Genomic DNA, 26,959 nt, shown 5'->3' on the forward strand with positions numbered 1-26,959 from the left:
CTTTGAAACTGGTCTAGAATCTTTCAAATATTCTTTCTTTTTCATGTAGTTACAGGAGTCAATAATTAACTAAATCAAACATCCTGTACCCGGGTATTTCTTTCCACAGTAGTTAGTTTAATAGTATTATTTTTGGGAATTTGACCATGAACAAATTTGATGGTGATGCCATGTCAGCAACTCCGAACTCCGGGTTGAATGTGTTGAGCAAAGGACTGTTTTTGTCTTTGTTTGTTGCCACAACCGCCTGCCCCCCGCTTTACGCTCAAGCGGCCGATGAAACCGTCTATGAAGAAATCGTCGTCACCTCTCAGAAGAGAGCGCAGAGCCTGTCGGATGTTCCCATCTCCATCTCAGCCTTCAATGCCGACAACATACAACAGACCGGTATTAACCAGCTTCGGGAAATTGCCGACTTCATTCCCAATGTACTGGTGAGTGCAACCAATGATTTCAACTCCCAGATCACCATCCGCGGCGTGGGGGCAAATAGCCGGAATATCGGCTTCGATACTCGCGTCGGCATCTATCTTGACGGCGTTTATCTGGGACAGTCGCCGGCCATCAATCAGGAACTGATCGATCTGGAACGCATTGAAATCCTGCGTGGTCCGCAAGGCACCCTGTTTGGCAAAAACAATGTGGCCGGCGCCATCAGTCTTGTCTCAAAACAGCCGGCAGACGAACTCGGAGGACGGGTGGCGACATCCATTGGGTCAATGGGTACACTGGAACTGAACGGTGGCATATCCATCCCCATCAGCGACAACGTCCGAAGCAAGTTTTCCGTCCTGCATCAGAGCAGGAACGGTACTGTGCTGAATATTTACAACAGCGACCGTCTGAACGAGCGGGATTCCCTTGCCTACCGGGCGCAACTTGCCATAGATGCCAGTGAAGACCTGGAAATCAATTTTTCATTTGACGGTCTGAACAGTGACCATCTGGCCTTTCTCGGAGAAAACCTCAGCGATACACTGGGAACCACAAAGGACATGATCGCCCCCGAGGAGCGCGAAGTCAGCTTTAATGTCAATCCCTTCGAAACAAGGGACCTTTACGGCGGCAGCATGACCATAAACTATCGTTTCGCAGATGATCATGCCCTGAAATCCATTACAGCCTATCGCGACAACAAGATCCATTACCGGAATGACACTGACTATTCATCGCTGGACCTGGTCTTTATCGACTATTTCGACCACTATCAACAATTCACCCAGGAACTGCAGCTGACCTCTCCGGATAGTGCTCCGCTGACCTATGTGGCCGGCCTTTATTATTACCATCAATCGGCAGACACCGACAGGATTGTGACCAACGGTGAACACTCGTTTCTCCTTGGCAATGTGCCCGGTACGACCGTTTACAACATCGGGGAGCTGACCACCAACAGCTATGCCGCCTATGCAGACCTGAACTATGACATCACGGAACGCCTGACCCTGAATGTGGGCGGACGCTATACTTACGAGAAAAAGGACGTGAACTGGTCGCTCAATGGCGATGATTCCGGCATCTTCCTGATTGCCACAAACCAGGTGGTTGATGACAGATCAGATGACTATGTCTCGGCCCGCGCCAGCCTGTCCTATGCCCTTTCAGACAACATGAATGTCTTTGCCAGCTACGGCAGCGGCTTCAAGAGCGGCGGCTATAACCTGGACTATGTCCGCGCACCGGATTTCATCGAAGGGCTGGAGTACGGCAAGGAAACCGTGAACAGCTATGAGATCGGTTTCAAGAGCGCTCTGCTGGACAATCGCCTGATCGTCAATCTATCGGCCTTTCTGGCCAATTATGACGACTATCAGGTCAATCAGTTTATAGATATCGGTGGCGGCTTTACCTCCATCAGTATCCGCAACGCCGCCAAAGTGGAAACCAAAGGCATAGAAGCGGAAGTCACCTGGCGACCGCTGGACGGCCTTGAGCTGCAGGGTGCCCTGGGTCTTCTGGATGCCACATTTGACAGCTTCCCGGGCGGCGGAGCCGGCGGAGCTGACGTTTCCGGCAACGACCTGATCCGGGCCCCGGAAATCACCTTTGCTGCCAGCGCCCAGTATGAAACCCCCCTGACCGGGCTTGAAGCCCGACTGCTGCTTCGGGCGGAAGTCACCCATACGGGCAGCTTCTATACCACTGAAGACAATTTCAGCACGGCTACATTGGCCGATATGAGCGTCGTGCCCTTCGGTGAAGTGGAGGCCCTGACCCTGGTCAACGCCCGGGCGGGCCTATTATCGGAAAATGAAACCTGGGAGATATACGCCTGGGTTCGGAACCTGTTTGATCAGCAACAAAGCATTGATAGTACGCGTGACTTCTTCGGCACCATTGTCAGTACCCCGAATGATCCAAGAATCTATGGTGTCGAGCTTATCTGGAACTTTTAAACCGGGATAAACTGGCAAATACTATTATGAAAACCCTGAAACGGATTCTGATCCGCGGAACAACGGTTCTCGCGGCGATATGCTTATTATCAATTTCTGTCTCGGCAGAGACGACAACCGAACCGGATATGGTTGTTCCCGACTTTCCGGCCTATCCCGCACCCCGGGATAGGCTGTCGGAAAATGACAGCGGAACACTCTATTTCCCCTCCCAGACCCCCAGCGACTTCCGCTGGCTTTTTGCCCAACAGGCCCGGCCATATCCCATGACGGTCCGGGGCGACTTCTATCTACCGGAGACGGCCTCTGCCGACAGCCCCGTGCCGGCGATCATCATCCTGCACGGCAGCGGCGATATCCGCGAGCGCCGGGAAGTGGCTTATGCGAAACTGCTGCAGTCCAGGGGAATTGCCGCCTTTGTCATTCATTCCTTCGCGGCGCGCGGCCTTGACCAGAACACCCCCTACCTGACCCGGGTCCTGGCCTTGAGCCATGTGGATATCATGACAGACGCCTATGCGGCCCTCAGATTCCTGAACAATCACCCCGCCATCCGGCACGACAGGATCGGCCTGTTGGGATTCTCCTATGGCGGCATGGCCACCCGGGCCGCCATAGACAAACGCATGTATGACATCCTGGGAGATGATGTACCGCCCTTCGCCGTTCATATTGATTTTTACGGCCCCTGCCATACAGACCTGAACACCCGGAAAACTACCGGCGCGCCCTATATCAGCGTCCGCGGCACGGATGACGCCTCCAACAACCCGGAAACCTGCGCCGCCCGGGAAAAGGCCCTTAGACAGGCCGGAAGCCCGGTTGATAGCGCCAGGATCATCGGCGCCGGTCATGCCTGGGAATTCGCCCACCGGCGCAGGTTCATTCCCACCCTGAATGTGGGCCCCTGTGAATTGACATTGGACAGGGACGGCCGCTGGACCATCGGCGATATGACACTTGAGGCCCCGCTTGAGGCACCCCGTACAGAACGGATCGAGGTACGCCGGGAAATGGTGGCAGCCATGCGCAAGAGCTGCATGAGCGAGGGTTACATCATGGGCCGGGACGACAACAGCGCCCTGATCGCCCGCAGGCTTTTGCTGCAATATGTGGAAATGCATCTGCAGAAAGAGTAGACTTCCCCCGATTTCAACGGGGAAAAACAATGAAAAAACGTTATCTTCTGGGGGGTGCCCTCCTTCTGTTCGTCGCCTGGCTGGCCATTCCACCGCTGTTTCTGGAGCCGCCGGAGCAGCAAAAGACCAGCGCCGCAGCCATTGATCTGCCGCCTCAGGACCAGACCCTTGCGCGCCTCAGCGCCGCCGTTCGCATCAAAACCGTCTCCCCGGAAAATCCGGTTGATTTTGACCCACAGGCCTTCCGTGATTTTCATGCTTTCCTGGAACAGAGTTTCCCGCTGGTGCACAGCAAGCTGGAAAAACAGGTTCTGGCCGGCCACAGCCTGCTTTTCAAATGGCCGGGACGTGATGAGACCCTGAAACCGGCTCTGCTGATGAACCACATGGATGTGGTGCCGGTGCTCAATCCGGAACTCTGGCAGCATCCGCCTTTCGAGGGAGTGATCGCAGACGGCCATCTCTGGGGCCGGGGGGCGCTGGACGACAAGGGCGGCATGATGGCCCAGCTGGAAGCAGCCGAAAGCCTTCTCGCCCGGGGGCACCAGCCGGAAAGAACCCTCTATTTCCTGTTCGGCCATGATGAAGAACGCGGCAACCCCGAGGGCGGCGCCGCCACCGCCGCCAGATATTTTGCCGACCGGGACATCAGGCTGGAGTTCGTTCTGGATGAAGGCATGGTCATTTCCGACGGTCTGATGCCGGGTATGGACATCCCCGTCGCCATGATCGGCATCGCGGAAAAGGGTTATATGGACATGAAACTGACCGCCAGCGGCGAAGGCGGCCATTCCAGCATGCCGGATGCGGGCAGCAGCATCGAACGGCTCTCCCGCGCGCTGACCAAACTATATGACAATCCCCTGCCCACACAGATGATGTATGTCCGCATGCTGGGGGAAAACCTGAAATATTACATGCCTTATGGGCTGAAGGCGGCGATACACAACATCGATATCCTTGGCCCCCTGCTGGAGAAAGGCCTTGCTTCCGATAGCACCATGGCGCCCTTCATGCGCACCACCACGGCGCCCACCATCCTCAGGGCCGGAGAAAAATCCAATGTGATCCCGCCCATGGCCTCGGCCGTTGTCAATTTCCGCATCATCCCGGGGGAAACAAGCGACGATGTCATGCGTCAGGTGGCGGAAATCATCAATGATCCCAACATCAAGCTCGAGAAAGGCGGTGTCTCGGAACCCTCCCCCGTATCTGACCCGGAAGGCGCGGCCTTCAAGCTGATCCGCAGGAGCATCCTGGAAACGGCGGGAGATGAGGAAATGGCCACCACCCCGCAACTTGTCACCGGCGCCACCGACAGCCGGTTTCTGGTTGGCGTCACGGACAACACCTATCGTTTCCAGTATGTGCATATCACACCGGACCTGCGCCCCACCTATCACGGACGGGACGAGCGGATCGCCGTCAGCGATTATGCCAAAATGATTGAATTCTATGTCCGGCTGATCGGCAATATGGACGGGATGCAATAACTCAGAGCGCGATATTTTCCGCCCGGGTATTGAGCCCTTCCGCCTTGAGATCGGCAAGCCATGTCCGGCACAGGTCCGGATCACTGATGGCCGCATGAACGCCGGGCGCAAAATCGCCTTTGAGCACGCTCCGGGCCGCCCGCGCCACCGTCAGGGAAACCGTGCGGGCCATGGCCGTCTGCCAGCCGGAACCTTTCTCATCCAGCGCCAGTGAGGCCCGCCAGGGCCCCTCGGGCGTCTCCACCTCAAGCGCCACATAAAGCACCACCCGGTCTTCCTCACCCTCGCCATAGCTATGTTCGGCATGAAGTTTGCCGGAAAGCTCTTTCAGCGTCGCCATATCGGCGTTTTCCACCTGTTCGAAAATATCCGCCCAGGCCTCTTTCCAGCCGCCAAGGCGCAGGGTGCCGCGCACGAATTCGCCAAGCGCCTTTTCCGCCGCCAGGCCATATTCCTCAATGTAAGGCAGGCTGTTGCGGTTGGGATAAACTTCAAAGGTCTCCCCGGCAATGCCGAGATCACTGACCGCTTCCCAGGCTTTGTTAACCACCTGTTCGGCGCCGTCCGCAAGGAAACGGGCCTGGTTCTTCAGCGCCGTCAGTACGCCAAGCGGGGTCCAGCTGAATTTATAGGTAAAGGCATCCGGTTCTGCCGGTATGCCACCGCAGTAGGAGACAAAGCGCATCGGATATCCTTTGCCCATGAGCCCGGCCTTGTTGGCCGCCTCGACCACCAGATGGGCAAACAGATGGTCAATGCCCGGGTCAAGCCCCACCTCGTTGACCAGCGCCACACCGGCCTCTTTTGCCCGCGCTTCAAGCGCCTGCATTTCCGGTGACACATAGCTTGAAGTCACCACATGGCAGCCCCGGCCCATGACCAGTTCCGCGAGCTCCACATGCAGTGTCGCGGGCAGCATGGACACCACCACATCACCGCGATGCAGGGCATCGAGGAAATCCTCCACCAGATGCTCGTCCTCCAGGTTGAGCGGGGCATAGGCGATATCTGTCCCTCCAAGGCGGGAAAGTTCCTCTACCCGGTCCGGGCTCATGTCCCAGACTGTCAGATTGTTATATTTCCGGGCAAGGGCAACAATGCCGGGGCCGGAAGAAAGTCCGGCGCCAACCCAGTGAAAAGCAGGTGATGGAGTCATATATACCTCGGATAATATTCAGATGTCAGGTCAGCCAGGAATTAACAAACAGGCAAGCTGTTGCAGGCGTCATCAAAGGCCCCCAGCGCCGCCCGCCAGACAGGGTTCGCCTCCAGCTTATCCACCGCCTTGAGATAAGGCAATAACAGGCCGGCGAATTCGATGCTGGCTTCCCGGGGCAGCAGCGATGGCAGATTGTCAATGGCGATCAGGTCGATGGCGCCGCCGTTAAGGCCCGCTTTCACCACCGGATTGTCCCAGCTTGTGGGCGCCTCATAAATCGGCAGCGGGTTATAGCTGCTGAGCGGATCACAGGAGACATCGGAAATCACACTGAGCCGGTCATTCTTTTCCAGGTCCTTGAGGCGCACAAACGGCGGAATGCTGTCGGAGACAAAAACGCAGTTGATCAGGATGTCATGGTCAAGGATCGCCTTGCGGTCAAGATCACGGGTTTCCGCCCGGCCCCAGCGGGTGACTTCGACACCGTGACGTTCCAGAAGCTCGCAGGCGCCTTTTCCGCTGCGCCCGCCCGCCCCGATGACCAGAACTTTCGGGCTCGGGCCGTCGGCCTTGCGCTCCCGGATCTGCTCGTCCAGCAGCTCGGCATTGTCCCAGGGGTGCAATTTGGACAGACCCGGACGGCCCGCCTTTTTGTCATACCACTGCATCAGGCCAAGTGCGGCGCCCATATAACCGGCCCAGTAGCCGAAGGCGGCGACCCGGCGGCCGCTGCCGTCGACCATATATTCCAGGTCCAGAATACGCCCGCCGCCATTCATGAAGCGGCCCAGCAGGTTCTGCCAGCCGTTCTGATGCTTGAAGGCATGGGCGAAATAGATATGGTTGTTTTTCAGGACTTCCGGCGTGCGGGGCAGTTCCTTAAGCCCGAGAATGGTGAAGTCGGCCGGGGCACCCGCCCAGCTTCCGGGCTCCGCCATCCGGCAGCCTGCGGCCTCATAGTCGCTGTCCGGGAATATGCGCTTGGTCGAGCGCTCCACCACCACATTATACCCAATATCGATAAGCTCCTTCGCGCCGGAGGGCAGAAGCGGCGTACGCCGTTCGGTCGACCGGTCCTCGTCCCGAAGCCAGATGGTGAATTTGGACATTGCAATCGTTCCTTCTTTTTATCCCCAGACTGGACGCGGGCCTTTTGGCCCTTATGGAACGATTTTCCGTCAATTGACTGCCGATTCATACCCCCGAACCGTCGAAATGATCGGCATAATGCGTGGATTTAGCGGTTTTTTCCGGCGATGTGTATTACATGGATCAATAGATATTACTCGCCGGTCGCTTGCACTGTACGCAGCTCAAACATCAATTTTTGGCCTTTAGGCGTAAAATTCCAAAAAAGAGCCATGTCACCTTTTGTAGTTTGCGCATACTTTGTTTCTACCAGCCCCAAAGCAACTAGCTGCACAGTAACAGTCTGAAAAACTTGATCGTCAAGCGTTTGAGACGATCCACCAATATTTGTACGCGCTAAAGCGCCTTCCTTCAAAACATGCTTCACTATATTTTCATTAGGATTCTTGATTAAATAAGGAGATATTATTGCGAAAATTTCTCCCCACGTTATTTTAACAGACCATCTCTTTCTTCCGTAATCCGTCGTATAGTTACCGTAGAGTTCAAATATATCCTCCAGCCCCGCTAACCCCTCATAATGAATCGGTTCTGGAGGAATGATACTTGCAACTTTCTCATTTAGTGCCGAATTTTCTTTTCTCAGTTGATTCAATTCAGTTAGTAATTCCTCATTAGAAATAATAGAGGCCCTTACCCATCCTGTAGCAGGAAAGGTCTTGATAGTTTTTGTCAAACTCAGCGAAACCAACCCAGGAAGATCCTTAACATCGCTCCAGAATTTAACAAGACGACCATCTGAAACTTTGTCTCTGAACGCTTGCAACTTCTCCCTCAATTCAGGGTCAATATCAGATTTATCCACTGAAATTTTATCTGGATTTTCGTGCAACAAAGCAACTACCTTAAGGCCCTTTTCAACCGCGTAATCAAACTCCTTTTCTGTGTAACTAATGCCTTCGTTAGTAAGGGATCCATACCGGCCACCAACGATCAATAGGTAATAGTCACAATCATCAATAATTTTCTTAATAAATTCCCATTGCTCTTCATCTGCCGCTGGAAACAATTCCATTCCAGCTGGAATACAATCCATCTCCATCAACGTTTGAGTTACATGCTGCCTTTCTTCTTTCAGATCAGCATATGTAGAACTAACAAATACCTGATATCTCTTTTCCAACTATTTTCCCTAAGAACCAAGTTGTTGAGGACTAATTCAAAATCAACAAACAATTATAACAATGGGTTGTAAAAAAGTACAAAGAGAAATCCCAAGATTGCGAACAGAAGCTCTAACGGATTAATTTGCAAATTAACCAAGCAGCCCCACCCTTAAAACTAAAAGCTCCCCACTACATTATCGAGCTCGGCGCGGACGGTGAGAAATCTTCCTCCCCAATTAACTCACAAACACCCTTAAAAACCATCTCCCCCCTGTGCTATAACCGCCGCATCATAATAATTGTACCGGGCGGACCGGCTTTCCCCAATCCTGAACAGGGCATTTTTCCATGACAGACCTTCATCAAAAAATCGAAGACAGTTTCAAGCTGCAGGGCATGATGGAAACCCTGGGCGCCAGGCTTCTGTCCGTGAAGAACGGCGAAGTGCAGATCGAGCTTTCCTATGACAAAAAGCTCGGCCAGCAGCAGGGCTACCTGCATGCCGGTGCCATTTCCGGGGAAAGCCGCAAGACGGTGGCGCTCATGCAGGCGACCATGGTCAATGTCAGGGTCTGAACCCTAGCCGTAAAACTCGAACCCGCCCGCATCATTGTCCAGTTCGGCCCGAACGGTGAGATATTCGACACTGTGCGCCGTGGCCATGCCCTGCATCATCCTGTCCCAGTCGGCATTATGGAATGCCTCGGCGAGCTCGCGGGAGGTCCATTCATAGACGCCGACCGCCTCCCCGTTCTCGGATACGGTGAAATATTTATGCCGGAGCCCCTCTGCCGACGCGTAAACAGGCATGATGCTTTCGAGGAATTTTTTATATTCCCCGGACGGGCGTTTTTCCTTCGGGCTAAAACGCACCAGCGTCACGCATTTCATATGGACCTCCCTTTGTTTCATCCTCTCATTGTGACAAACTCGATCCGATGGCGACAAGGACAATTTCCATTTTCCCCTCCACATCGCAAGAATCGGGTCGCCGGAACGGAAATTATGCACAATTATGGCGCTCAATCTGCAAAACAGCATAATTCATCGGAAGGATTTGAGTGATGACGGATCAAAAAGAGATAGATTACGCCCGTATTGAAAAAGCCATTCTGTATATCAGGGAAAACTTGCATGATCAGCCGTCCCTGGAGGAAATTGCTGCCGTGGTGCAGCTCAGCCCCTTTCATTTCCAGAAACTGTTTACGGCCTGGGCCGGGGTGAGCCCCAAAAAATTCATGCAGTATCTCAGCCTGGAATATGCCAAGTCCCTGCTTCAGGACCGCACTGTCAGCCTGCTGGACACCGCTTATGAGACCGGCCTGTCCGGCACAAGCCGCCTGCACGACCTGTTTGTCCGTATCGAGGGCATGACCCCGGGCGAATACAAGCACGGCGGCGAAGGCCTGGCCATCAACTACAGTGTGGCCGAAAGCCCCTTCGGGAAGCTTATCGTCGCCTCCACGCCGAAGGGGATCTGTCATATGTCTTTCGCGGAACAGGAGGACAAGGCCCTGCCGGAGCTGAAACGGCGCTTCCCCAAGGCCGCCTATCACCAGATCACCGATAAATTCCAGCAGGACGTCCTGTTTATTTTCCAGAAGGACTGGAGCCGGCTGGATGACATCAAACTGCATTTGTCCGGCACCCCGTTCCAGCTCAAGGTCTGGGAAAGCCTGCTCAAGGTACCCCTGGGGTCCCTTGTCACCTACGGCGATATCGCCAACGACATCGGCAGCCCGGCCGCGGCACGGGCCGTGGGTACGGCGATCGGCAACAATCCCGTCGCCTTCCTGATCCCCTGCCACCGGGTCATCCGCAACAGCGGCGAGCTTGGCGGCTATCACTGGGGAGAAACCCGCAAGTCCGCCATCATCGGCTGGGAAGCGGCAAGAAGGTCATAACCCCGATGGAAAATTACAAAGACAAGGCCGACCTGCTGGACTGGCAGCATATTTCCGACTGCCTGAACGAGACCGGCTATGCCCATGTCCCCGGGTTTCTGGCTGACGAACTCTGCGAAGCCCTGATAGAGGGCTATGACAATCCGGACGGGTACCGGAAAACCGTGGTGATGGAACGCCACCGCTTCGGGCTCGGGCAATATAAATACTGGGACTATCCCCTGCCGCCGGTTATTCAGGCTTTGCGGGAAGCGCTCTATCCGCCGCTGGCGGTCATTGCCAACCGCTGGATGAAGATCCTGAATACCGGCCAGGAGTTTCCCGCCAGCCTGGGTGAACTGCAGACCGCCTGCCATAGTCACGGCCAGACGAAACCCACGCCGTTGATCCTGAAATATGGCGCAGGCGGGTTCAATACCCTGCACCAGGACCTCTATGGCGAGGTATATTTCCCGTTACAGGCGGCCTTTTTCCTCAACCGGCCGGGCGTCGACTATAGCGGCGGGGAGTTTGTCCTGACCCAGCAGACACCCCGGGCGCAATCCCGGGCCATCGTCCTGACCCCCGGCAAGGGAGACATGCTGATCTTTACAACCCGCTTCCGGCCTGTCAAAGGGGCGCGCGGCTATTACCGGGCGGTCATGAAGCACGGGGTAAGCGAAGTGCGCGAGGGCCGGCGCCACACCATGGGCATGATCTTTCATGACGCGGCGAGTTGACCCGTGATTGGCCACAGCGATATTGACAAAGCGTGCCTCAGGCAGAAAATCAAAGATGGCGGGATCACCTTCGCCGGCAACAGGCGACTGAAAATCTATGGCACATTATGCTGTCCGTCCGGCAAACGCATGAAACCGGAGAACCGTGTGTTCTTCACAAATGAAAAAGAGGCTATAGACTGCGGCTATCGTCCCTGCGGCACCTGCATGAAGAAAGACTATGACGAATGGACCTCATTGAACGCCTGAAGGGCGAACCCGACAATCTGCTGCCCTGTGACGGCACCGTGCTTTATTACGGCCCGGTGATGGAGCCGCAACGCGCCGACAGCTATTTCCATGTGCTGCAGGAAACAATCGACTGGCAGCATGACCGGGCCGTCATCATGGGTAAAGAGATCACCACAAAACGCAAGGTGGCCTGGTATGCGGACAAACCCTTTGACTATCGTTATTCAGGTGTCACGAAGGTGGCCCTGCCCTGGACCCGGGAACTCAGGGAACTCAAACAGCTTGTCGAGGACAACTGTGGCGAGGTCTTCAATTCCTGCCTGCTGAACCTCTATCACAGCGGCGAAGAAGGCATGGCCTGGCACAGCGATGCCGAAAAAGCATTGAAGAAAGACGGCGCCATCGGCTCCTTAAGCCTGGGGGCGGAAAGAAATTTTTCCTTCCGGCACAAAAAGACCAAAAACAGGGTTTCCCGGCTCCTGCAGCACGGCAGCCTGCTGGTGATGAAGGACACAACGCAGACCCACTGGCTGCACCGCCTGCCGCCCAGCAAAACCGTACAGCGGCCCCGCATCAATCTGACATTCCGCCTGATTGTGGAGTGATCCACAAGCAGGAGATTTGAGGAAAGCCTAAGGGATTAAACTTTTCCGTATGAGCTGCGACCAAGGCTGCATGAGGGGACTAAAAGTCCCCGTCCACATCCCGGCCGAGCTCACCGGCCGAGGGTCGCCATTTTTCCAGCAGCACCACCAGCACAATGCAAATCAGGGCGAGCACCACCGCCAGCACCGGATAGGCAATGCCGGTGAGAGAGGCAATGGTGATCTTGCCCGGCCCTTCGCTCAGCAGCGCCACCTTGACCGCCGGTTCCATATAGCCATACACGGTGGCCCCGACCAGGGCGCCGACAAGGGTAAAGAGAGCGTCCCGATAGCCCACCCCTACCTGGGCCAGCACCGTGCCCGGGCATGCCCCGGCCAGCGAAATGCCACACCCCAGCATCAGACCGCCGACAAGCACTCCGCCGTAATAGGTGGCCTTGGGACTAAGCGTGACCAGTCCCATGCCGTTGAGTACGGCCAGCACCAGGGCACTGGTAGCAATGGCGCTAAGAAAGACTTTCAGCATAATGAAGTTTTTAAACTGCATCTGGCCGACAATCATACCGGGCTCGAAGACCCGGGACTTTTCAAGAGCCAGGCCGAAGACGGCGCCCATAACCAGACCGATCAGGATGGCTGATATAACAGACATGATGTTTTCCTTTCCCGTTTAAAGCCGACGCAGAAGAATGAAGGCGGTAATAATGCCGCCCGCGAACATGGCCGCCACCGCCAGGGTGGAGCTGACCGCAAGCTGGGCCGTACCGGACAGACCGTGGCCGCTGGTACAACCGCCGGCAAGCCGGGCCCCGAACAGCATCAGGAAACCACCGATGAAGGCCACGCCGTATCGCACCCCCGGGCTGGTGGTACCAAGAGCCCGCGCCCAGATGGGTGAAATGGGCTGGCGCCTTGCCCCGGACAGTCGCGACGACAGGAAAGCGCCAAGCGCAATGCCGATAACCAGGGCAAGCTGCCACAGGTCTTTGGCCCCGCCGTCAATATATTTAGAAAAATAGTCCATCTGAACCACCGCCGGATCCACCAGCGAGGCAAAGTAGCCACTGACCGTCATATAGGAGGACGACGCCCCCAAGGCTGCATTGATCAGCATGAAGGCCGGTATCTGCAGCAAGCCGATGACAATCCCGGCCACCCACGGCGACCAAGCCTTGTCCTTCAAGGAAATTTTCGACATTAGTCCCTCCTGCCCTTGCGGGCTTGTATGTGTTTCTTTCAACTGGAAAACTATTTCTACAAACCGGCCAGGCCCGGATGGGCCGGAAAGGAGAGTATACTCCATTCCACCCCGTCATGGAAATCCGGCCCGCAAAGGATTGCATGGATCGGGGGCAGGCGTCATTGATGCGGATCAAAGGGAGGCGGAGAGAGAATTAGGGAAATGGTGGGCCCGGCAGGACTCGAACCTGCGACCAAACCGTTATGAGCGGTTCGCTCTAACCAACTGAGCTACGGGCCCCCGAAAGGATTAATGGTGAATAGCAGATCAGGGGGAATGAGAGCAAGCCGAAAGTGTATCCGGCTTACCCCGCCATATATTTATTTAAGCTCGTCGATTTCGCGGGACAAATTATGGCTCTTGTCGGTGACGATACGCTCCAGGACCTTGATGCGCTCCTCAAGCCCCTCGATACGGTCAAGGTAAGGCTTGATCTGGTTCTTGGAGTAATAATCATCATCGAGCCCAAGGTCATGGGCCAGGGTGCCAAGATCAAGCCGGGCACCGTTTTCCCTGGCCTTAAGCCAGTTTTTGATAACGCCGCCGATGACCGCAATCAGAACGATCGCCACCACCATTTCAAAAGGTCCCATCGTCTATCCCCTTTTCAGTGACCTTGGGTTAACCTCAGGTATCCAGGAAGCTTCTCAGCTTCCGGGACCGGCTCGGATGTTTCAGCTTGCGCAGCGCCTTGGCCTCGATCTGGCGGATACGCTCGCGGGTCACGCTAAACTGCTGGCCCACTTCCTCCAGTGTATGATCGGTGTTCATACCAATGCCGAAGCGCATCCTGAGCACACGTTCCTCACGCGGGGTGAGGCTGGCGAGAACACGGGTCGTGGTATCGCGCAGGTTGGCCTGGATGGCGCTGTCCACCGGCAGGATGGCGTTCTTGTCCTCGATGAAATCGCCGAGATGTGAATCCTCCTCGTCGCCGATGGGGGTTTCGAGAGAAATCGGTTCCTTGGCGATTTTCATCACCTTGCGCACCTTCTCCAGCGGCATACTGAGACGGGAGGCGAGCTCTTCCGGGGTTGCTTCCCGGCCGATCTCGTGCATCATCTGGCGGCCGGTGCGAACCAGCTTGTTGATGGTTTCGATCATATGCACCGGAATACGGATGGTGCGGGCCTGGTCGGCGATGGAGCGGGTGATGGCCTGCCTGATCCACCAGGTGGCGTAGGTGGAAAATTTGTAACCGCGGCGATATTCGAATTTGTCCACCGCTTTCATCAGGCCGATGTTGCCTTCCTGGATCAGGTCCAGGAACTGCAGGCCGCGGTTGGTATATTTCTTGGCGATGGAGATCACCAGGCGAAGGTTGGCTTCCACCATTTCCTTTTTGGCAATGCGGGCTTCCTTCTCGCCCTTCTGCACCATGCTGACGATCTTGCGGAATTCACCGATATTGAGACCGCTTTCCTGGGCGATATCGGCCACCTGGGCGCGCATGTTGGTGATCACTTCGCGCTCACGCTCGGCAAAGTCGGCCCAGCCGCGTCCGGAAATAGTGCTAACTTCGTCAATCCAGGTCGGCTCAAGCTCCCGGCCCAGGTAATTTTCCAGATAGACCTTGCGGTTGATCTTGTAACGTTCAGCCAGGCGCAGCATTTTGCCTTCAAGGCCCATCAGGCGCTTGTTCAGGCTGTAAAGCTGTTCCAGCAGCGCATCAATACGGGCATTGTTCAGACGCAGCCCCTTGATGGCGTCGGCCAGTTCCACGGAAATTTTCTGGAATTTCTTTTCCTGACTGTCGGACAGGTTTTCCGTCTTCAGGCTGGCTTCGTGACGGGCGTCCTGCAGTTTCACCAGCTTCTTGTAGCTGGCCTGCAGTTTAGAGAAGGTTTCCATGACCTCGGGACGAAGAGCTTCCTCCATGGCCGCGAGAGACATGTTGTTCTCGGCGTCATCGTCGTCGTCCTCATCCTCTTCTTCGGCGCCTTCGGCGTTCTCGCCCTCTTCCTCGCCCTCTTCACCGTAACCGTCGCGGTCCCGGGAAGCTTCCGTCTCTTCCGGGGCTTTCTCGGCAACTTTTTCCGCAACGACCGCAGGCTTTTTCTTTTCCTCGCCCTCGTCGTCCCCGTCGCCGTCCTGTGTCGGGTCAAGACCGTACATGGCGTCCAGGTCAATCACGTCCCGAAGCAGGATTTCCTCTTCCTCCAGCAGCTGGGCCCAGTTGACCAGGGCGCGGAAGGTGAGCGGGCTTTCGCACAGACCGGCGATCATGGTTTCCCGGCCGGCCTCGATCCTCTTGGCGATGGCGATCTCGCCCTCGCGGCTCAGCAGTTCCACACTGCCCATTTCCCGCAGATACATGCGTACCGGATCGTCAGTGCGATCGGTCGTGGTCTTTTCGGGAACGGCGGCTTCCACCTCTTCCTCTTCCTCCTCGTCGGACTTCTTTGCAGCCTTTTCGCTCTCGGCCGCATCATCGGCCTCGTCGGCCTCGATGATATTGATGCCCATTTCGGAAATCAGGGACATGACGTCCTCGATCTGTTCCGAGGACATTTCATCCTGGGGCAAGGTATCATTCAGCTCGTCATAGGTGATATATCCCCGCTCCTTGGCAGCGGCGATCATCTTCTTGACGGTTTCCTGGCTCGGATCGCTCAGGGGGCCTTCTGTTGCATCTTCTGTTTTCTCGACGTTTTTATCTGTCGTCTTTGATGCCTTTTCAACCATATATAACCTCTAATATCCCAGACGTAGTAACTACTGAAACGCCCGGGCCGTCCTGCAACGGTCCCAGGTTCACATTATTATCTTCAGGAAGAGCTCTGCTTTCCCGATGCAATTCCATATTCATCCATGCTGGCGTCGACTCTGCGGGCGTGTTCGATTTCTGCATTCAATGCCTGAAATCTTGCGAAAACCTCATCTGTCATATTTTCTGCCAGTTCCTGCTCTATGGCCTGCCGTTCCTTCTCCAGAACAAACAGACGTTTTCGATTGACCACATGCAGCCATCCCTGTTCCACATCCTGTGGCGCAGCGTCGGGCCACGCGAACCAATCGGCCTTGAGGACTTCCTGATCAAATATGACTTCTATTGCCTTGCCGAATCCCTGATCTATCAGGTGGCGATTGAGGCTCTCTCTGTCAAGGTCCGAGTCGCGAAGTGATATACGTATGATTTCATTACGGAGTTTGTCAAGCTCCTGTGATTCGAAATCACAAATTGCAAGCTCCTCGTGATGTTGCTCCAAAAGCCACGGATGGTTCAAAACCGTTAGAATCATTAGCCTTTCAAGGTCCAGAAGCACCCGGCCGCCGGTCTTGCCCCGGGCCGTGTCGCTAAGGGTCCGCACCCCGTAGGATGGCTCTTTTGCCGCCCCCCGCCCCTTCCAGGTCCGGCTTTTACCTGCGCCGCCATACCGATTCTCGCCCGAGTCCCTCTGTCGCCCCATCCCGGAAGAGAGATTTTCCGGCAGAATTTCCTCGCCCAGATGTTTCTCCAGACGCTTGCGGAAATCATTCTGGTAATAGCCGCGGATTGTTTCGTTTTTGATTTCGGACAGGGTCTGCTGGATATTCTGCTGCAGGCCGGCGCGCTGTTCCGGCGTCTCGGCCGGCGTCGCCCGGATCAGCATCTCCCACAATACCGTGGCCAGCGGCCTGCCCTTTTCCAGCAGTTCGCCAAAAGCCCCGGCACCGTGCCCCTGCACGAAACTGTCCGGGTCCTCGCCTTCGGGAAGATAAATGAAGCGCAGGGAATGGCCCGGCTTGAGCAGGGGAAGCGCCCGCTCCACCACACGTTCCGCCGCTTTCAGCCCGGCCCGGTCTCCGTCAAAACACAGGATCGGCTCCGGCGCCAGCCGCCACAGCTCGCCAATCTGTTCCTCGGTCACCGCGGTGCCCAGCGGGGCTACGGCATACTGGAAGCCGGCCTGGGCCAGGGCGATCACATCCATATAGCCTTCTGCCACCAGCACCCGACCCTGGTCATAGGCCGCCTTGCGCGCCCCGGCCAGATTATAAAGCAGCCTGCCCTTGTGAAACAGCGGGGTTTCCGGGCTGTTGAGATATTTGGCCTTGGCCTCGGATGACAAGGCCCGGCCCCCGAAAGCCACCACCCGGCCCTGGCGGTCTGTGATGGGAAACATCACCCGGTGGCGGAAACGGTCATAGCTTTCTTTCTGGGTGCCCGGCTGATCATGGGGATCCGCCTCTGGCCTGATCAGAAGGCCGGCTTCTACCAGCATATCCTCGGTGATCCCGTCCCGGGCCAGCATGGCGTCCTTCAGCGCCGTGCGGCCATCCGGCGCATAACCGAGGCGGAAATCGCGGATGGTCGGCTCACTAAGCCCCCGGCGCAGGAGATAATCAAGCCCCTGCTTGCCGGCCCGGGTGCGCAATTGCGACTGATACCAGTGGCAGGCCGCCTCCATCACATCATAAAGATTTTTGCGTTTTTCCGTTTTCACCCGGTCTTCCGGGGTATATTCGGGCATGGGAAGTCCAGCCTGGGCGGCAAGGCGTTCCACCGCTTCGGGGAAGCTCAGCCCCTCCGTCTCGGTAACAAAACGGATGATGTCGCCATGGGCGCCACAGCCGAAACAATGATAGAAGGCCTTGTCGTCATTGACCGTAAAGGAAGGTGTTTTTTCATTATGGAAGGGACAGAGGCCGGAATGTTCCCGCCCCTTGCGGACAAGCCGCACCTTGCGTCCAACCACTTCGCTGACCGGCAGACGCGACCTGATTTCTTCAAGAAAGTCCGGCGAAAAGCCCATTCAACTGGTCCACCCCTGTTGTCCGTCGTGTCCCCGGCACAGGCCGGGTCCGGCGGACAGATCATTACACATCAAAGATCAGGATAAAATATCCTTGGCAGATGCGCTGGCCCTGGCAAAATCCATCTGGCCGGCATATTTCTCTTTCAGAAATGCCATGATTTTTCCGATATCCTTCAGGCCGGACGCTTCCGTCTCGCCAATGGCTTCCCTGACGGCGGCCTGAATTTCATCTTCGCTCATCTGGCGGGGCAGAAATTCGGAAATGATTTCCATTTCCTCTTTTTCCTGTTCCGCCAGTTCCAGGCGGCCCCCTTCTTCGTAGGCCTTGACGCTTTCCTTGCGCTGCTTCACCATTTTGGAGAGGATTTCGATGATGTCGTCATCGCCGACGCTCTGGTTGCCGGCTTCCGTCCGTTTGGAAATGTCACGATCCTTGATGGCGGCCAGGATGAGTCGCACTGTCGCCAGCCGACGTTTGTCCTTGTCCTTCATCGCCTGCTTCATGGCGTCGTTGAGTTTCTCACGCAACATATTGATTTCATATCCTTTTTTACAAAAAGGCCGACTAGATCATTGAAGAAACAGTCGGCTCTCTCTTTCAGGAAAGAGATAACTCTATCGTATATGAACCTAAAAATCAACCTGAAATAAAGTTTTAACCCATTGATTTTAAAAGATAATTTTTTAAAATGTTTTTCTTGACCTACATGGGACGATTGCTTAAGTTCCGGTCAATTTGCGTCGGGGCAAGGGACAGGATATGCTGTCCGCAACACACCGCCCTGTAAGCCGCCGGATATAAATCGCCAGATAAAGTTCAGTAGAGAAATCGAGCCGTTCATGAACCACGATCAGACCGACCACAACCCGCCGCACCCGAACATCAACGCCGCTCTTGTCCTGGCAGACGGCACCGTTTTCTGGGGCTACGGAATAGGTGCCGAGGCCACAGTGGTCGGCGAGGTCTGCTTCAATACCGCCATGACCGGTTACCAGGAAATCCTGACCGATCCCTCCTATGCCGGGCAGATCGTCACTTTTACCTTTCCCCATATCGGCAATGTGGGCACCAATGACGAGGATATTGAAACCTCGCCGGAACATAATCCGGGCGGTGCGGCGCTGGGCCTTATCGTACGCGAGGACATTACCAATCCGTCCAACTTCCGCGCCGGCAAACATCTTGATGACTGGTGCAGGGAAAGGAATCTGACCGGTATTTCCGGGATCGACACCCGTCGGCTGACCCGCCACATCCGTTTGAACGGCGCCCCCAACGGCGTCGTTTTCTATAACAGGGCCGGCCGGTTCGACATTCCGGCCCTGATTGAACAGGCCCGCGCCTGGCCCGGTCTCAACGGCATGGACCTGGCAAAGACCGTCACCTGCCCCAAACCCTACAGTTGGGACGAAACCCGCTGGGTTTTGAGAGAAGGCTACGGAAAACAAACTTCACCTAAAGCCCATGTGGTGGCCATTGACTATGGCATCAAGCGCAACATTCTGCGTTGCCTGGCCACCAGCGGCGCCAAAATCACCGTGGTGCCCGCCACCACAAGCGCTGCCGAGGTTCTGGCCCTGAAACCGGACGGGATATTCCTGTCCAACGGCCCCGGCGATCCGGCCGCTACAGGCGAATACGCCATTCCTGTGATCAAGGAACTGCTCGAGACCAGCATCCCGATGTTCGGGATCTGCCTCGGCCATCAGATGCTGGCCCTTGCCGTCGGCGCCAAAACCGTCAAGATGCACCAGGGCCATCGCGGCGCCAACCACCCGGTGATGGATTACAACACGGACAAGGTTGAAATTACCTCCATGAACCACGGTTTTATGGTGGACAAGGACAGCCTGCCCAACAACGTGAAAGTCAGCCACATTTCCCTGTTCGACCAGACCCTCTGCGGACTGGAACTGGTGGATCGTCCGGCTTTTTCCGTACAGCATCACCCGGAAGCCAGCCCGGGACCCCAGGACAGCCACTACCTGTTTGACCGTTTCATGGAGATGATAGAGAAACATGCCTAAACGTACCGACATCGAATCCATTCTCATCATCGGCGCCGGCCCCATTATCATTGGACAGGCCTGCGAATTCGACTATTCCGGCTCCCAGGCCTGCAAGGCCCTGCGCGAGGAAGGCTATCGCATTATTCTGGTCAACAGCAACCCGGCCACCATCATGACCGACCCGGAGATTGCCGACGCCACCTATGTGGAACCGATCACTCCGGAATATGTGGAAAAAATCATTGAAATGGAAAAACCGGACGCCATTCTGCCGACCATGGGCGGCCAGACCGGCCTCAATACGGCCCTGAAACTGGCTCAGCGCGGCGTCCTCAAAAAATATGGCGTGAAGCTGATCGGCGCCAATGAAGAGGCCATTGAAAAAGCCGAGGATCGGGAAAAATTTCGTGCCGCCATGGATACCATCGGCCTTGAAAACCCGCGTGCGGCCATTGCCTCCTCCCCTGCCATCAAGGACGAAGACGGCAACATTATTGACTATGACCGGGCTACAGGCATCCGCCAGGCCATGGAAGCTCTGGAGGAAGTTGGCCTTCCCGCCATCATCCGTCCCGCCTTTACCCTGGGCGGTACCGGTGGCGGCGTCGCCTATAATCGGGAAGAATACGAGCACTTTATCAAGAGCGGTATCGAAGCCTCTCCGGTCGGCCAGGTGCTGATCGACGAGAGTCTGCTGGGCTGGAAGGAATATGAGATGGAAGTGGTCCGCGACACAGCGGACAACTGCATCATCATCTGTTCCATCGAAAATATCGATCCCATGGGCATCCACACCGGCGACAGCATCACCGTGGCCCCGGCCCTGACACTGACCGACAAGGAATACCAGATCATGCGCAATGCCTCGATCGCGGTATTGCGGGAGATCGGCGTGGAAACCGGCGGCTCCAACGTGCAGTTTGCCGTCAATCCGGAAGATGGCCGCCTGATCGTGATTGAAATGAACCCGCGGGTGAGCCGCTCTTCCGCGCTGGCCTCCAAGGCTACCGGCTTCCCCATCGCCAAGGTGGCCGCCAAACTGGCCGTCGGTTATACCCTTGACGAGCTGCAGAATGACATTACCGGCGCGACCCCGGTGTCCTTTGAGCCGACCATTGACTATGTAGTGACCAAGATTCCGCGCTTTACATTCGAAAAATTCCCGGGCACCCAGCCGACCCTCACCACTGCCATGAAATCGGTCGGTGAGGCCATGGCCATCGGCCGGTCCTTCGCGGAAAGCCTGCAGAAGGCGCTACGCTCACTGGAGACCGGCCTGACCGGCCTCAATGAAGTGAAGATCCCGGGCTATGACCCCAAAACCCCTGACGTAAATGCCATCCGGGCGGCACTTGCCAGTCCGACCGTCGATCGTCTGCAGGTCATGGCCCAGGCCCTGCGTGAAGGCATGTCCCCGACAGAGATCCATTCCATTGCCAAATATGATCCCTGGTTCATCGAGCAGATCAAAAAGATCATTGATGCGGAAAACGAGGTGCGCGAAAAGGGTCTGCCGGACAACATTTTTGAGCTGGGCAAACTGAAAGCATTGGGCTTTTCCGATGCCCGCCTTGCCGAACTGACCAATCAGAAGGAAGCCCAGGTAACAGCCAAACGCCTGTCCCTTGACCTGCATCCGGTTTACAAGCGGGTCGATACCTGTGCGGCAGAATTCGAAGCCCTGACCCCCTATATGTATTCCACATACGAGCGGGATGCTGCCGGCGGAGCTGAATGCGAGACGCGGCCCACGGACAAGAGGAAAATCATCATTCTGGGCGGCGGCCCCAACCGCATTGGCCAGGGGATCGAGTTCGACTATTGCTGCTGTCATGCGGCGTTCGCCCTGAGCGACCGGGGCTATGAAACCATCATGGTCAATTGCAACCCGGAAACAGTCTCTACCGACTATGACACTTCGGACCGGCTCTATTTCGAGCCGCTGACCGCCGAGGATGTGATCGAGCTGATCCGCAAGGAGCAGCAGAACGGCGAAGTGATGGGCGTGATCGTCCAGTTCGGCGGCCAGACGCCGCTGAAACTGTCCCATGCCCTGGAAGCCGCCGGTATCCCCATCCTTGGCACTTCCCCGGACGCCATCGACCTGGCCGAGGACCGGGAAAGATTTCAGGATCTGATTGAGCGGCTCGATTTACGCCAGCCGGACAACGGCCTGGCCACCACCGAGGAACAGGCTGTGGAGGTGGCCGAGCGCATCGGTTATCCGATCCTGATCCGGCCTTCATACGTGCTTGGCGGCCGTGCCATGGAAATTGTCTATGACACCACCAGCCTGCGCCGCTATATCAACGAGGCCGTAACCGTGTCCGGCGACAGCCCGGTCCTGATCGACCGCTATCTGGGCGGCGCCACCGAAGTGGACGTGGATGCACTTTGCGACGGCACCAAAGTTCATGTGGCAGCGATCATGCAGCACATCGAGGAAGCCGGTGTCCATTCCGGTGACAGCGCCTGTTCGCTACCGCCCTATTCCCTGAAAGACAGTGTCATGGAGGACATCTGCCGCCAGACGGAAAAACTGGCTTTGGCGCTGAATGTGAAGGGCCTGATGAACGTCCAGTACGCGGTCAAGGATGATGTGGTTTATATTATTGAGGTCAACCCGCGCGCCAGCCGCACAGTGCCCTTTGTGGCCAAGGCCATCGGCGCCCCGGTGGCCAAGATTGCCGCCCGCCTGATGGCTGGTGAGCCCCTGGATAATTTCAACATCCCCAGCTTCAAAACGAATCATGTGGCGGTCAAAGAGGCTGTAATGCCTTTTACCCGTTTCCCGGGCGTGGATATTCTGCTTGGCCCGGAGATGCGCTCCACCGGCGAAGTGATCGGCCTGGATACGGATTTCGCCCGCGCCTTCCTGAAATCCCAAATTGCAGCCGGCACCCATCTTCCGCTCAAGGGCACCGTGTTTATATCGGTCAAAGACAAGGATAAACCGAAAATGATCGGGGCGGCAAAAGAGCTCACGGGAATGGGCTACAAGGTCATTGCAACCGGCGGAACGGCTTCATATCTTAAGGAAAACGGTGTCGATGTAGAACGCATCAACAAGGTTCTGGAAGGCCGTCCACATATTGTCGACGCCATGAAAAACGGAGAGGTCCACCTGGTGTTCAACACCACCGAGGGGGCCCAGTCCATTCAGGACAGCTATGAGTTGCGGCGCACCGCACTGGTGAACAATATTCCCTACTATACCACGACCCGCGGCGCCCTTTCTTCCATGGAAGCAATAAAAGTCTTGAAATCCAGTGAACTTACCGTTAAACCCCTTCAGTCTTATGCGCGTCAGGAGAGTAATATTGCCTGACCTGTCAAAATAGACTTGAACAAACTGTCGCATTGCCCCGGGGAGGCAGGGGCTGTGCGAAAGATTTTTATTTGCTGAACAGAAAAAAGAGCCATGGTAGAAAAAGTTCCAATGACCGCAGCCGGTCATATCAAACTTGAAGCAGAACTGAAACATCTCAAACATGACGCCCGTCCGTCCGTGATCAAAGCGATTGAGGAAGCCCGCGCCCATGGAGATCTTTCGGAAAATGCCGAATATCATGCTGCCAAAGAACAGCAGGGCATGATTGAAGGCCGGATTCAGGAAATCGAGGACAAAATCAGCCGGGCTGAAGTTATCGACCCCGCCGACCTGAGTGGCGACAAGGTGGTTTTTGCCTCTACCGTCACCATTGCCGACGAAGACGACAAGGAATTCACCTACCAGATTGTTGGCGTGGATGAAGTGGATGTGAGCAACGGCAAGATTTCCCTGAGCTCTCCGCTCGGCCATGCCCTGATCGGCCGCAGGGTCGGTGACGAGGTGGAAGTAAAAACCCCCCAGGGCGAAACCTACTACGAGATTGTCAAAATCGAGTTTAAATAGGTTTTCCTGACATCCCTAAAAAAACAAAGCCACCGGATCGGTGGCTTTTTCTTTGTCGGCATGAATGCGGAATGACCCTCAGTCCACAGGCACCCCGTGCAGATGCTTTCCGCAACGGATGCTGAGTGAGGTTTTCACACTGGCCACATTGGGAGCAGGCGTCAGCTTTGTGGTCAGGAAATTCTGGAATTGAGCCAAATCACGAGAGACGATTTTGAGAATAAAATCGATTTCCCCGTTCAGCATATAGGCTTCCCTGACCAGGGGCCACGCATTGACCATTTCCTCGAAAGCCTTGAGATCATTTTCTGCCTGGCTGTGCAAACCGACCATAGCGAAAACCGTCAGGCCATAGCCAAGGGCCTCTGCATTCAGATCGGCATGATAGCCCTGGATATACCCCGCATCCTCCAGCGCCCGGACCCGACGCAGACAGGGCGGTGCAGTGATACCAACCCGTTCCGCCAGCTCCACATTGGTCATGCGGCCGTCTTGCTGCAGATTCTCGAGAATTCGACGATCAATTTCGTCCAGTTTAACCTGATGCATAGGGTCCCCTTAAATTTGCAACTTAATACGCTATGATTTTTTTATACCGGATTCCCCCCATTACGGCAAGAAAATGTCATGACGTTGATAGAAAATATCTATTTTTTTCAAGACGGTAAAATAATAAACAAACTGTTTTCATCACAAACAATATTCAGCAGAGCTTCCCCAGGACTTTTTTCCGCATCGTCGCACACCGGATTTCTGTCAGCCGGGAAAGATTTGGGCTGGCACTTGCGGACAGAAAAAGTTATAGTGTCCGGAAGGGGAGACGGAAGTCCGGAAGATAAAATTTTAATCAATGACGGTGTTGCCTGCACACCGTGTGTTATTGTGCATCTAAAGGGAATGCAGTGCCAGAAAGCGCTATGTATGATGATAAAATCCGGAACTTGCTAGAACTGGCCCGGGACGATTCCCTGCAGAGCAGGACGCTTCTTTTTTCACACATTTGTGACCTTTTTCTACAGCAACGTCCGATGCAGTCGGACAAGCAGGTCCGGATGCTGCTGGATATCCTGCGCGAACTCCTGTCAAATGTAAGAGTGGAAACCCGCGTGGAAATAGCGGGTCTTCTGGCAGATATGAACCATCCCCCCCAGGAACTGGTCAATATTCTCAGCGAGGATGTCGCCGAGGTTGCCGCCCCGCTGCTGGAAAGGGCGATCATTTCCGATGAACAGCTTATGCATCTGGTCCGCTACGGCAGTGACGGCCACCGCCTGCATATCAGCCGCCGGTTCGGTTTGTCGCCGCTTGTGCGTGAGGAACTGACCCGACAGCAACATAAACACCAGGAACAGATCCGCCACAAGCTCAGTCTGAATGCACTTGAACAGCGCGAAGCGGGCCGCCGTCCTGAACTCGACGAGTCCATGACCGCCAATATTCTTGAGCTGGTCCGGGCTCAGAACCTTCACGGCAGTTTTACCGACGAAGAAGAAACGGGTGAGCCCTCCCGACAGGACGCTGGCGAACAGACACCCTCCGACAGCGGAGATAAAAGCGCCGCAGGTCCTAAACTTGTCCTGGATAACAGGGGGCCGTCTTCCCGCGACGTCCCCTCTTTCCTGAAAAAGGAAAAAACACCCGAGACCCCTGACAACGGCGAGGAAGATACTTCAGACGGGGAGACCGTCCAGATCAGCCTTGCCACCCTGTCAAAAGCCATTTTCAATCTTGAAGAGGAAGCCAGGCTGGCCAGCTCTTTCGGCAAACACGCCGAAACGGGCGACGAAGCCTCCCCCGAACGGATTCCTCACGATCACGGACACCCGCCCGGCAAAGCCGCCAACGATCAGGCGGAACAGCAGTCTGAGGCCGAAATCGAAGCTCCGGTTTCTGTTGAAGCGGAAAAACCGGATTCAGATATTGAAACTGCCGAGCAGGCACGCCAGCAGTCAAAGCGCAGCAGGGATTATGTTCGCGCCACCGCGGACTGGTTCTGGGAAATCAACCGGATGGGCACCATCAAGTTTCTGTCCGAGGAAGCCTTCACAGCCTTTGGGCGCCCCGCCAACAGCATGATCGGCGAGGATTTCATCGAAATGTGCGAGGTGCCGCCGGATCACACAGGCAGTCCCGGCCTGGAATCCCTGTTTGAACAACGCACCCCTTTCCGGGATCAGCCTTTCCTGGTGCGCTCTGAAGAGGGCGACAGCACCAAATGGCTGCTTAGCGGCATCGCCGTGTTTGATATCCAGACCGGGCGCTTTACCGGCTTCAGGGGCAGCGCACGGGCCGCCGATGCCTCACAGGATCTCCTCTCTGTACAAAAGGAGGACGAGGAAGCCGCAGAAAATACACAGATCACCCGACCCGCCGCAATGGCACCGACGCCATCCCGGAAAGAAGCGAAGCGGGAGAAGGAAGATCATATTGCTTCGGAACTCCTGCAGAACCTGTCCCACGAATTCCGCACACCGCTCAATGCCATTATCGGTTTTTCCGAAATGATTGACATGGAGGCCTGGGGCCCGGTCAACGAGCAGTACCGGGAGCATACCAAAAACATTCTGAGCGCAGCAAATCTGCTGAAAGATGCCGTGAATGATGTGCTGGATTCGGCAAAACTGGACTCCGGCCTGATCGAGGTCACCCCCGAATCCTTCTCTCTCAAATCCATTATTGATACCTGCGCAGAAAAGATCACACCGCTGGCCACGAGCAAAAAGATCAAGTTCCACAGCAGCAGCGATAATATTGACGTTATTCTCTACAATGATCGCCAGTGTCTCGAAATGTGTCTCGGCAAGATGATCTCCAGTGCCATGAAAAAGGCCCGCGAGGGGGATTTCATGAATCTTTCCGTTCTCATGAGCAGCAACGCCCAGGTCAGAATCGAGGTCCCCCTGCTGGGACAGAAAATTACTGAAGATGACACCGAAAAGCTGTTCCAGAAGGTTGCCAACGATGGTGACAGGTCAGGAAATAACGGAAAAGCAGAAAAAATTTCCACCCCGAGACTGGCCCCCGGATACGGCCTTTCCGTTGCCCGGGACCTTGCCCGGCTGATCGGCGGAGACCTTTCCTGCCATTGTCAGGACGGCTATGTGAGCCACCTGGTCCTGACGATCGCCAATTACCCCCAAAATGCCTAAGCTGTTATAATTCTTAATTCTTTCA

At 55.7% G+C, this 26,959-nt stretch carries 23 protein-coding genes and 1 tRNA gene; 12 read left to right on the forward strand and 12 right to left on the reverse strand.

The features are described 5' to 3' along the window. Window positions 1-146 precede the first annotated feature (146 nt). From ACN0YD_RS11045 to ACN0YD_RS11055, 3 genes are read left to right on the forward strand one after another with little or no spacing between them, the layout of a single operon-like run. A complete protein-coding gene (locus tag ACN0YD_RS11045; RefSeq protein ID WP_417319728.1) occupies window positions 147-2,396 on the forward strand; it encodes a TonB-dependent receptor in 2,250 nt (749 codons plus the stop codon). A 26-nt stretch (window positions 2,397-2,422) separates the two neighbouring features. Then, entirely contained in the window at window positions 2,423-3,535 is a 1,113-nt protein-coding gene (locus tag ACN0YD_RS11050) for a dienelactone hydrolase family protein (RefSeq protein WP_417319730.1), read from the forward strand. Between the two features lie 29 nt (window positions 3,536-3,564). Next, complete coding sequence (locus tag ACN0YD_RS11055; RefSeq protein WP_417319732.1) at window positions 3,565-5,028, forward strand: M20/M25/M40 family metallo-hydrolase; 1,464 nt, start codon at window positions 3,565-3,567, stop codon at window positions 5,026-5,028. A 1-nt stretch (window position 5,029) separates the two neighbouring features. Here ACN0YD_RS11055 and ACN0YD_RS11060 read toward each other — a convergent pair whose 3' ends face one another. From ACN0YD_RS11060 to ACN0YD_RS11070, 3 genes are all read right to left on the reverse strand, one after another. Next, window positions 5,030-6,184 carry a saccharopine dehydrogenase family protein gene (locus ACN0YD_RS11060; RefSeq protein WP_417319734.1) on the reverse strand — a complete coding sequence of 385 codons (1,155 nt, stop codon included), beginning with the start codon at window positions 6,182-6,184 and terminating at the stop codon, window positions 5,030-5,032. A 41-nt stretch (window positions 6,185-6,225) separates the two neighbouring features. Beyond that, complete coding sequence (locus tag ACN0YD_RS11065) at window positions 6,226-7,296, reverse strand: saccharopine dehydrogenase (RefSeq protein WP_417319735.1); 1,071 nt, start codon at window positions 7,294-7,296, stop codon at window positions 6,226-6,228. A gap of 173 nt (window positions 7,297-7,469) precedes the next feature. Then, window positions 7,470-8,459 (reverse strand): DUF4062 domain-containing protein, encoded by a 990-nt coding sequence (locus ACN0YD_RS11070; protein ID WP_417319737.1) that lies wholly within the window; start codon window positions 8,457-8,459, stop codon window positions 7,470-7,472. Between the two features lie 331 nt (window positions 8,460-8,790). Here ACN0YD_RS11070 and ACN0YD_RS11075 point away from each other — a divergent pair, with 331 nt between their 5' ends. Further along, window positions 8,791-9,018, forward strand: coding sequence for a PaaI family thioesterase (locus ACN0YD_RS11075; protein WP_417319739.1), 228 nt, complete (start codon window positions 8,791-8,793; stop codon window positions 9,016-9,018). A gap of 3 nt (window positions 9,019-9,021) precedes the next feature. Here the strand turns inward: ACN0YD_RS11075 and ACN0YD_RS11080 are convergent, their stop codons facing one another. Next, window positions 9,022-9,333, reverse strand: a complete 312-nt coding sequence (locus ACN0YD_RS11080; protein WP_417319741.1) for a hypothetical protein — start codon at window positions 9,331-9,333, stop codon at window positions 9,022-9,024. A gap of 173 nt (window positions 9,334-9,506) precedes the next feature. Here ACN0YD_RS11080 and ACN0YD_RS11085 point away from each other — a divergent pair, with 173 nt between their 5' ends. The 4 genes from ACN0YD_RS11085 to ACN0YD_RS11100 are packed head-to-tail and all read left to right on the forward strand — an operon-like array spanning window position 9,507 to window position 11,901. Further along, the gene (locus tag ACN0YD_RS11085; RefSeq protein ID WP_417319743.1) at window positions 9,507-10,346 is read left to right on the forward strand and encodes a methylated-DNA--[protein]-cysteine S-methyltransferase; all 840 of its coding nucleotides are present in this window, start codon (window positions 9,507-9,509) and stop codon (window positions 10,344-10,346) included. Window positions 10,347-10,351: 5 nt separating this feature from the next. Further along, complete coding sequence (locus ACN0YD_RS11090) at window positions 10,352-11,065, forward strand: 2OG-Fe(II) oxygenase (protein WP_417319745.1); 714 nt, start codon at window positions 10,352-10,354, stop codon at window positions 11,063-11,065. Between the two features lie 3 nt (window positions 11,066-11,068). Continuing rightward, the gene (locus tag ACN0YD_RS11095) at window positions 11,069-11,314 is read left to right on the forward strand and encodes an Ada metal-binding domain-containing protein (protein WP_417319747.1); all 246 of its coding nucleotides are present in this window, start codon (window positions 11,069-11,071) and stop codon (window positions 11,312-11,314) included. Then, entirely contained in the window at window positions 11,293-11,901 is a 609-nt protein-coding gene (locus ACN0YD_RS11100) for an alpha-ketoglutarate-dependent dioxygenase AlkB family protein (RefSeq protein ID WP_417319748.1), read from the forward strand. Before ACN0YD_RS11095 ends, ACN0YD_RS11100 begins: the two co-directional genes overlap by 22 nt. A 79-nt stretch (window positions 11,902-11,980) precedes the next feature. Here ACN0YD_RS11100 and ACN0YD_RS11105 read toward each other — a convergent pair whose 3' ends face one another. The 7 genes from ACN0YD_RS11105 to ACN0YD_RS11135 all read right to left on the reverse strand — a co-directional run bounded on the left by ACN0YD_RS11105 (window position 11,981) and on the right by ACN0YD_RS11135 (window position 18,411). Beyond that, a complete protein-coding gene (locus ACN0YD_RS11105; RefSeq protein ID WP_417319750.1) occupies window positions 11,981-12,553 on the reverse strand; it encodes a YeeE/YedE thiosulfate transporter family protein in 573 nt (190 codons plus the stop codon). A gap of 18 nt (window positions 12,554-12,571) precedes the next feature. Further along, the gene (locus ACN0YD_RS11110) at window positions 12,572-13,099 is read right to left on the reverse strand and encodes a YeeE/YedE thiosulfate transporter family protein (protein WP_417319752.1); all 528 of its coding nucleotides are present in this window, start codon (window positions 13,097-13,099) and stop codon (window positions 12,572-12,574) included. A gap of 205 nt (window positions 13,100-13,304) precedes the next feature. Beyond that, window positions 13,305-13,381 (reverse strand) — tRNA-Ile (locus ACN0YD_RS11115). A gap of 80 nt (window positions 13,382-13,461) precedes the next feature. Further along, window positions 13,462-13,734 carry a hypothetical protein gene (locus ACN0YD_RS11120; protein ID WP_417319754.1) on the reverse strand — a complete coding sequence of 91 codons (273 nt, stop codon included), beginning with the start codon at window positions 13,732-13,734 and terminating at the stop codon, window positions 13,462-13,464. Window positions 13,735-13,768: 34 nt separating this feature from the next. Continuing rightward, window positions 13,769-15,826 (reverse strand): RNA polymerase sigma factor RpoD, encoded by a 2,058-nt coding sequence (rpoD, locus tag ACN0YD_RS11125; RefSeq protein WP_417319756.1) that lies wholly within the window; start codon window positions 15,824-15,826, stop codon window positions 13,769-13,771. Window positions 15,827-15,909: 83 nt separating this feature from the next. Further along, window positions 15,910-17,877, reverse strand: a complete 1,968-nt coding sequence (gene dnaG, locus ACN0YD_RS11130; protein WP_417319758.1) for a DNA primase — start codon at window positions 17,875-17,877, stop codon at window positions 15,910-15,912. 78 nt (window positions 17,878-17,955) lie between these two features. Beyond that, on the reverse strand, window positions 17,956-18,411 hold the full coding sequence (locus ACN0YD_RS11135) for a GatB/YqeY domain-containing protein (protein ID WP_417319760.1): 456 nt from the start codon (window positions 18,409-18,411) through the stop codon (window positions 17,956-17,958). Window positions 18,412-18,720: 309 nt separating this feature from the next. Between ACN0YD_RS11135 and carA the strand changes: the two genes are divergently transcribed. The 3 genes from carA (at window position 18,721) to greA (ending at window position 23,785) form a co-directional block, all read left to right on the forward strand. Further along, a complete protein-coding gene (carA, locus tag ACN0YD_RS11140) occupies window positions 18,721-19,908 on the forward strand; it encodes a glutamine-hydrolyzing carbamoyl-phosphate synthase small subunit (RefSeq protein ID WP_417319762.1) in 1,188 nt (395 codons plus the stop codon). After that, window positions 19,901-23,218 carry a carbamoyl-phosphate synthase large subunit gene (gene carB / locus ACN0YD_RS11145; protein WP_417319764.1) on the forward strand — a complete coding sequence of 1,106 codons (3,318 nt, stop codon included), beginning with the start codon at window positions 19,901-19,903 and terminating at the stop codon, window positions 23,216-23,218. The genes carA and carB overlap by 8 nt, the downstream gene beginning before the upstream one ends. Window positions 23,219-23,311: 93 nt before the next feature. Continuing rightward, window positions 23,312-23,785, forward strand: coding sequence for a transcription elongation factor GreA (gene greA, locus ACN0YD_RS11150; protein WP_417319766.1), 474 nt, complete (start codon window positions 23,312-23,314; stop codon window positions 23,783-23,785). A 78-nt stretch (window positions 23,786-23,863) separates the two neighbouring features. Here the strand turns inward: greA and ACN0YD_RS11155 are convergent, their stop codons facing one another. After that, the gene (locus tag ACN0YD_RS11155) at window positions 23,864-24,334 is read right to left on the reverse strand and encodes an Lrp/AsnC family transcriptional regulator (RefSeq protein WP_417319768.1); all 471 of its coding nucleotides are present in this window, start codon (window positions 24,332-24,334) and stop codon (window positions 23,864-23,866) included. Between the two features lie 353 nt (window positions 24,335-24,687). On the opposite strand from ACN0YD_RS11155, the gene ACN0YD_RS11160 reads away from it, so the two are divergent. Further along, the gene (locus ACN0YD_RS11160) at window positions 24,688-26,934 is read left to right on the forward strand and encodes a histidine kinase dimerization/phospho-acceptor domain-containing protein (RefSeq protein WP_417319770.1); all 2,247 of its coding nucleotides are present in this window, start codon (window positions 24,688-24,690) and stop codon (window positions 26,932-26,934) included. The last annotated feature ends 25 nt before the right edge of the window (window positions 26,935-26,959 follow it).

The sequence above is a fragment of the Emcibacter sp. genome (assembly GCF_048269205.1).
Lineage (GTDB): Bacteria > Pseudomonadota > Alphaproteobacteria > Sphingomonadales > Emcibacteraceae > Emcibacter.

Coding starts and splice junctions, on each gene's coding strand:
- ACN0YD_RS11045 (WP_417319728.1), top strand. CDS start 147: ATGAACAAATTTGATGGTGATGCCATGTCAGCAACTCCGAACTCCGGG.
- ACN0YD_RS11050 (WP_417319730.1), top strand. CDS start 2,423: ATGAAAACCCTGAAACGGATTCTGATCCGCGGAACAACGGTTCTCGCG.
- ACN0YD_RS11055 (WP_417319732.1), top strand. CDS start 3,565: ATGAAAAAACGTTATCTTCTGGGGGGTGCCCTCCTTCTGTTCGTCGCC.
- ACN0YD_RS11060 (WP_417319734.1), bottom strand. CDS start 6,184: ATGACTCCATCACCTGCTTTTCACTGGGTTGGCGCCGGACTTTCTTCC.
- ACN0YD_RS11065 (WP_417319735.1), bottom strand. CDS start 7,296: ATGTCCAAATTCACCATCTGGCTTCGGGACGAGGACCGGTCGACCGAA.
- ACN0YD_RS11075 (WP_417319739.1), top strand. CDS start 8,791: ATGACAGACCTTCATCAAAAAATCGAAGACAGTTTCAAGCTGCAGGGC.
- ACN0YD_RS11080 (WP_417319741.1), bottom strand. CDS start 9,333: ATGAAATGCGTGACGCTGGTGCGTTTTAGCCCGAAGGAAAAACGCCCG.
- ACN0YD_RS11085 (WP_417319743.1), top strand. CDS start 9,507: ATGACGGATCAAAAAGAGATAGATTACGCCCGTATTGAAAAAGCCATT.
- ACN0YD_RS11090 (WP_417319745.1), top strand. CDS start 10,352: ATGGAAAATTACAAAGACAAGGCCGACCTGCTGGACTGGCAGCATATT.
- ACN0YD_RS11100 (WP_417319748.1), top strand. CDS start 11,293: ATGGACCTCATTGAACGCCTGAAGGGCGAACCCGACAATCTGCTGCCC.
- ACN0YD_RS11105 (WP_417319750.1), bottom strand. CDS start 12,553: ATGTCTGTTATATCAGCCATCCTGATCGGTCTGGTTATGGGCGCCGTC.
- ACN0YD_RS11110 (WP_417319752.1), bottom strand. CDS start 13,099: ATGTCGAAAATTTCCTTGAAGGACAAGGCTTGGTCGCCGTGGGTGGCC.
- ACN0YD_RS11120 (WP_417319754.1), bottom strand. CDS start 13,734: ATGGGACCTTTTGAAATGGTGGTGGCGATCGTTCTGATTGCGGTCATC.
- rpoD (WP_417319756.1), bottom strand. CDS start 15,826: ATGGTTGAAAAGGCATCAAAGACGACAGATAAAAACGTCGAGAAAACA.
- dnaG (WP_417319758.1), bottom strand. CDS start 17,877: ATGGGCTTTTCGCCGGACTTTCTTGAAGAAATCAGGTCGCGTCTGCCG.
- ACN0YD_RS11135 (WP_417319760.1), bottom strand. CDS start 18,411: ATGTTGCGTGAGAAACTCAACGACGCCATGAAGCAGGCGATGAAGGAC.
- carA (WP_417319762.1), top strand. CDS start 18,721: ATGAACCACGATCAGACCGACCACAACCCGCCGCACCCGAACATCAAC.
- carB (WP_417319764.1), top strand. CDS start 19,901: ATGCCTAAACGTACCGACATCGAATCCATTCTCATCATCGGCGCCGGC.
- greA (WP_417319766.1), top strand. CDS start 23,312: ATGGTAGAAAAAGTTCCAATGACCGCAGCCGGTCATATCAAACTTGAA.
- ACN0YD_RS11155 (WP_417319768.1), bottom strand. CDS start 24,334: ATGCATCAGGTTAAACTGGACGAAATTGATCGTCGAATTCTCGAGAAT.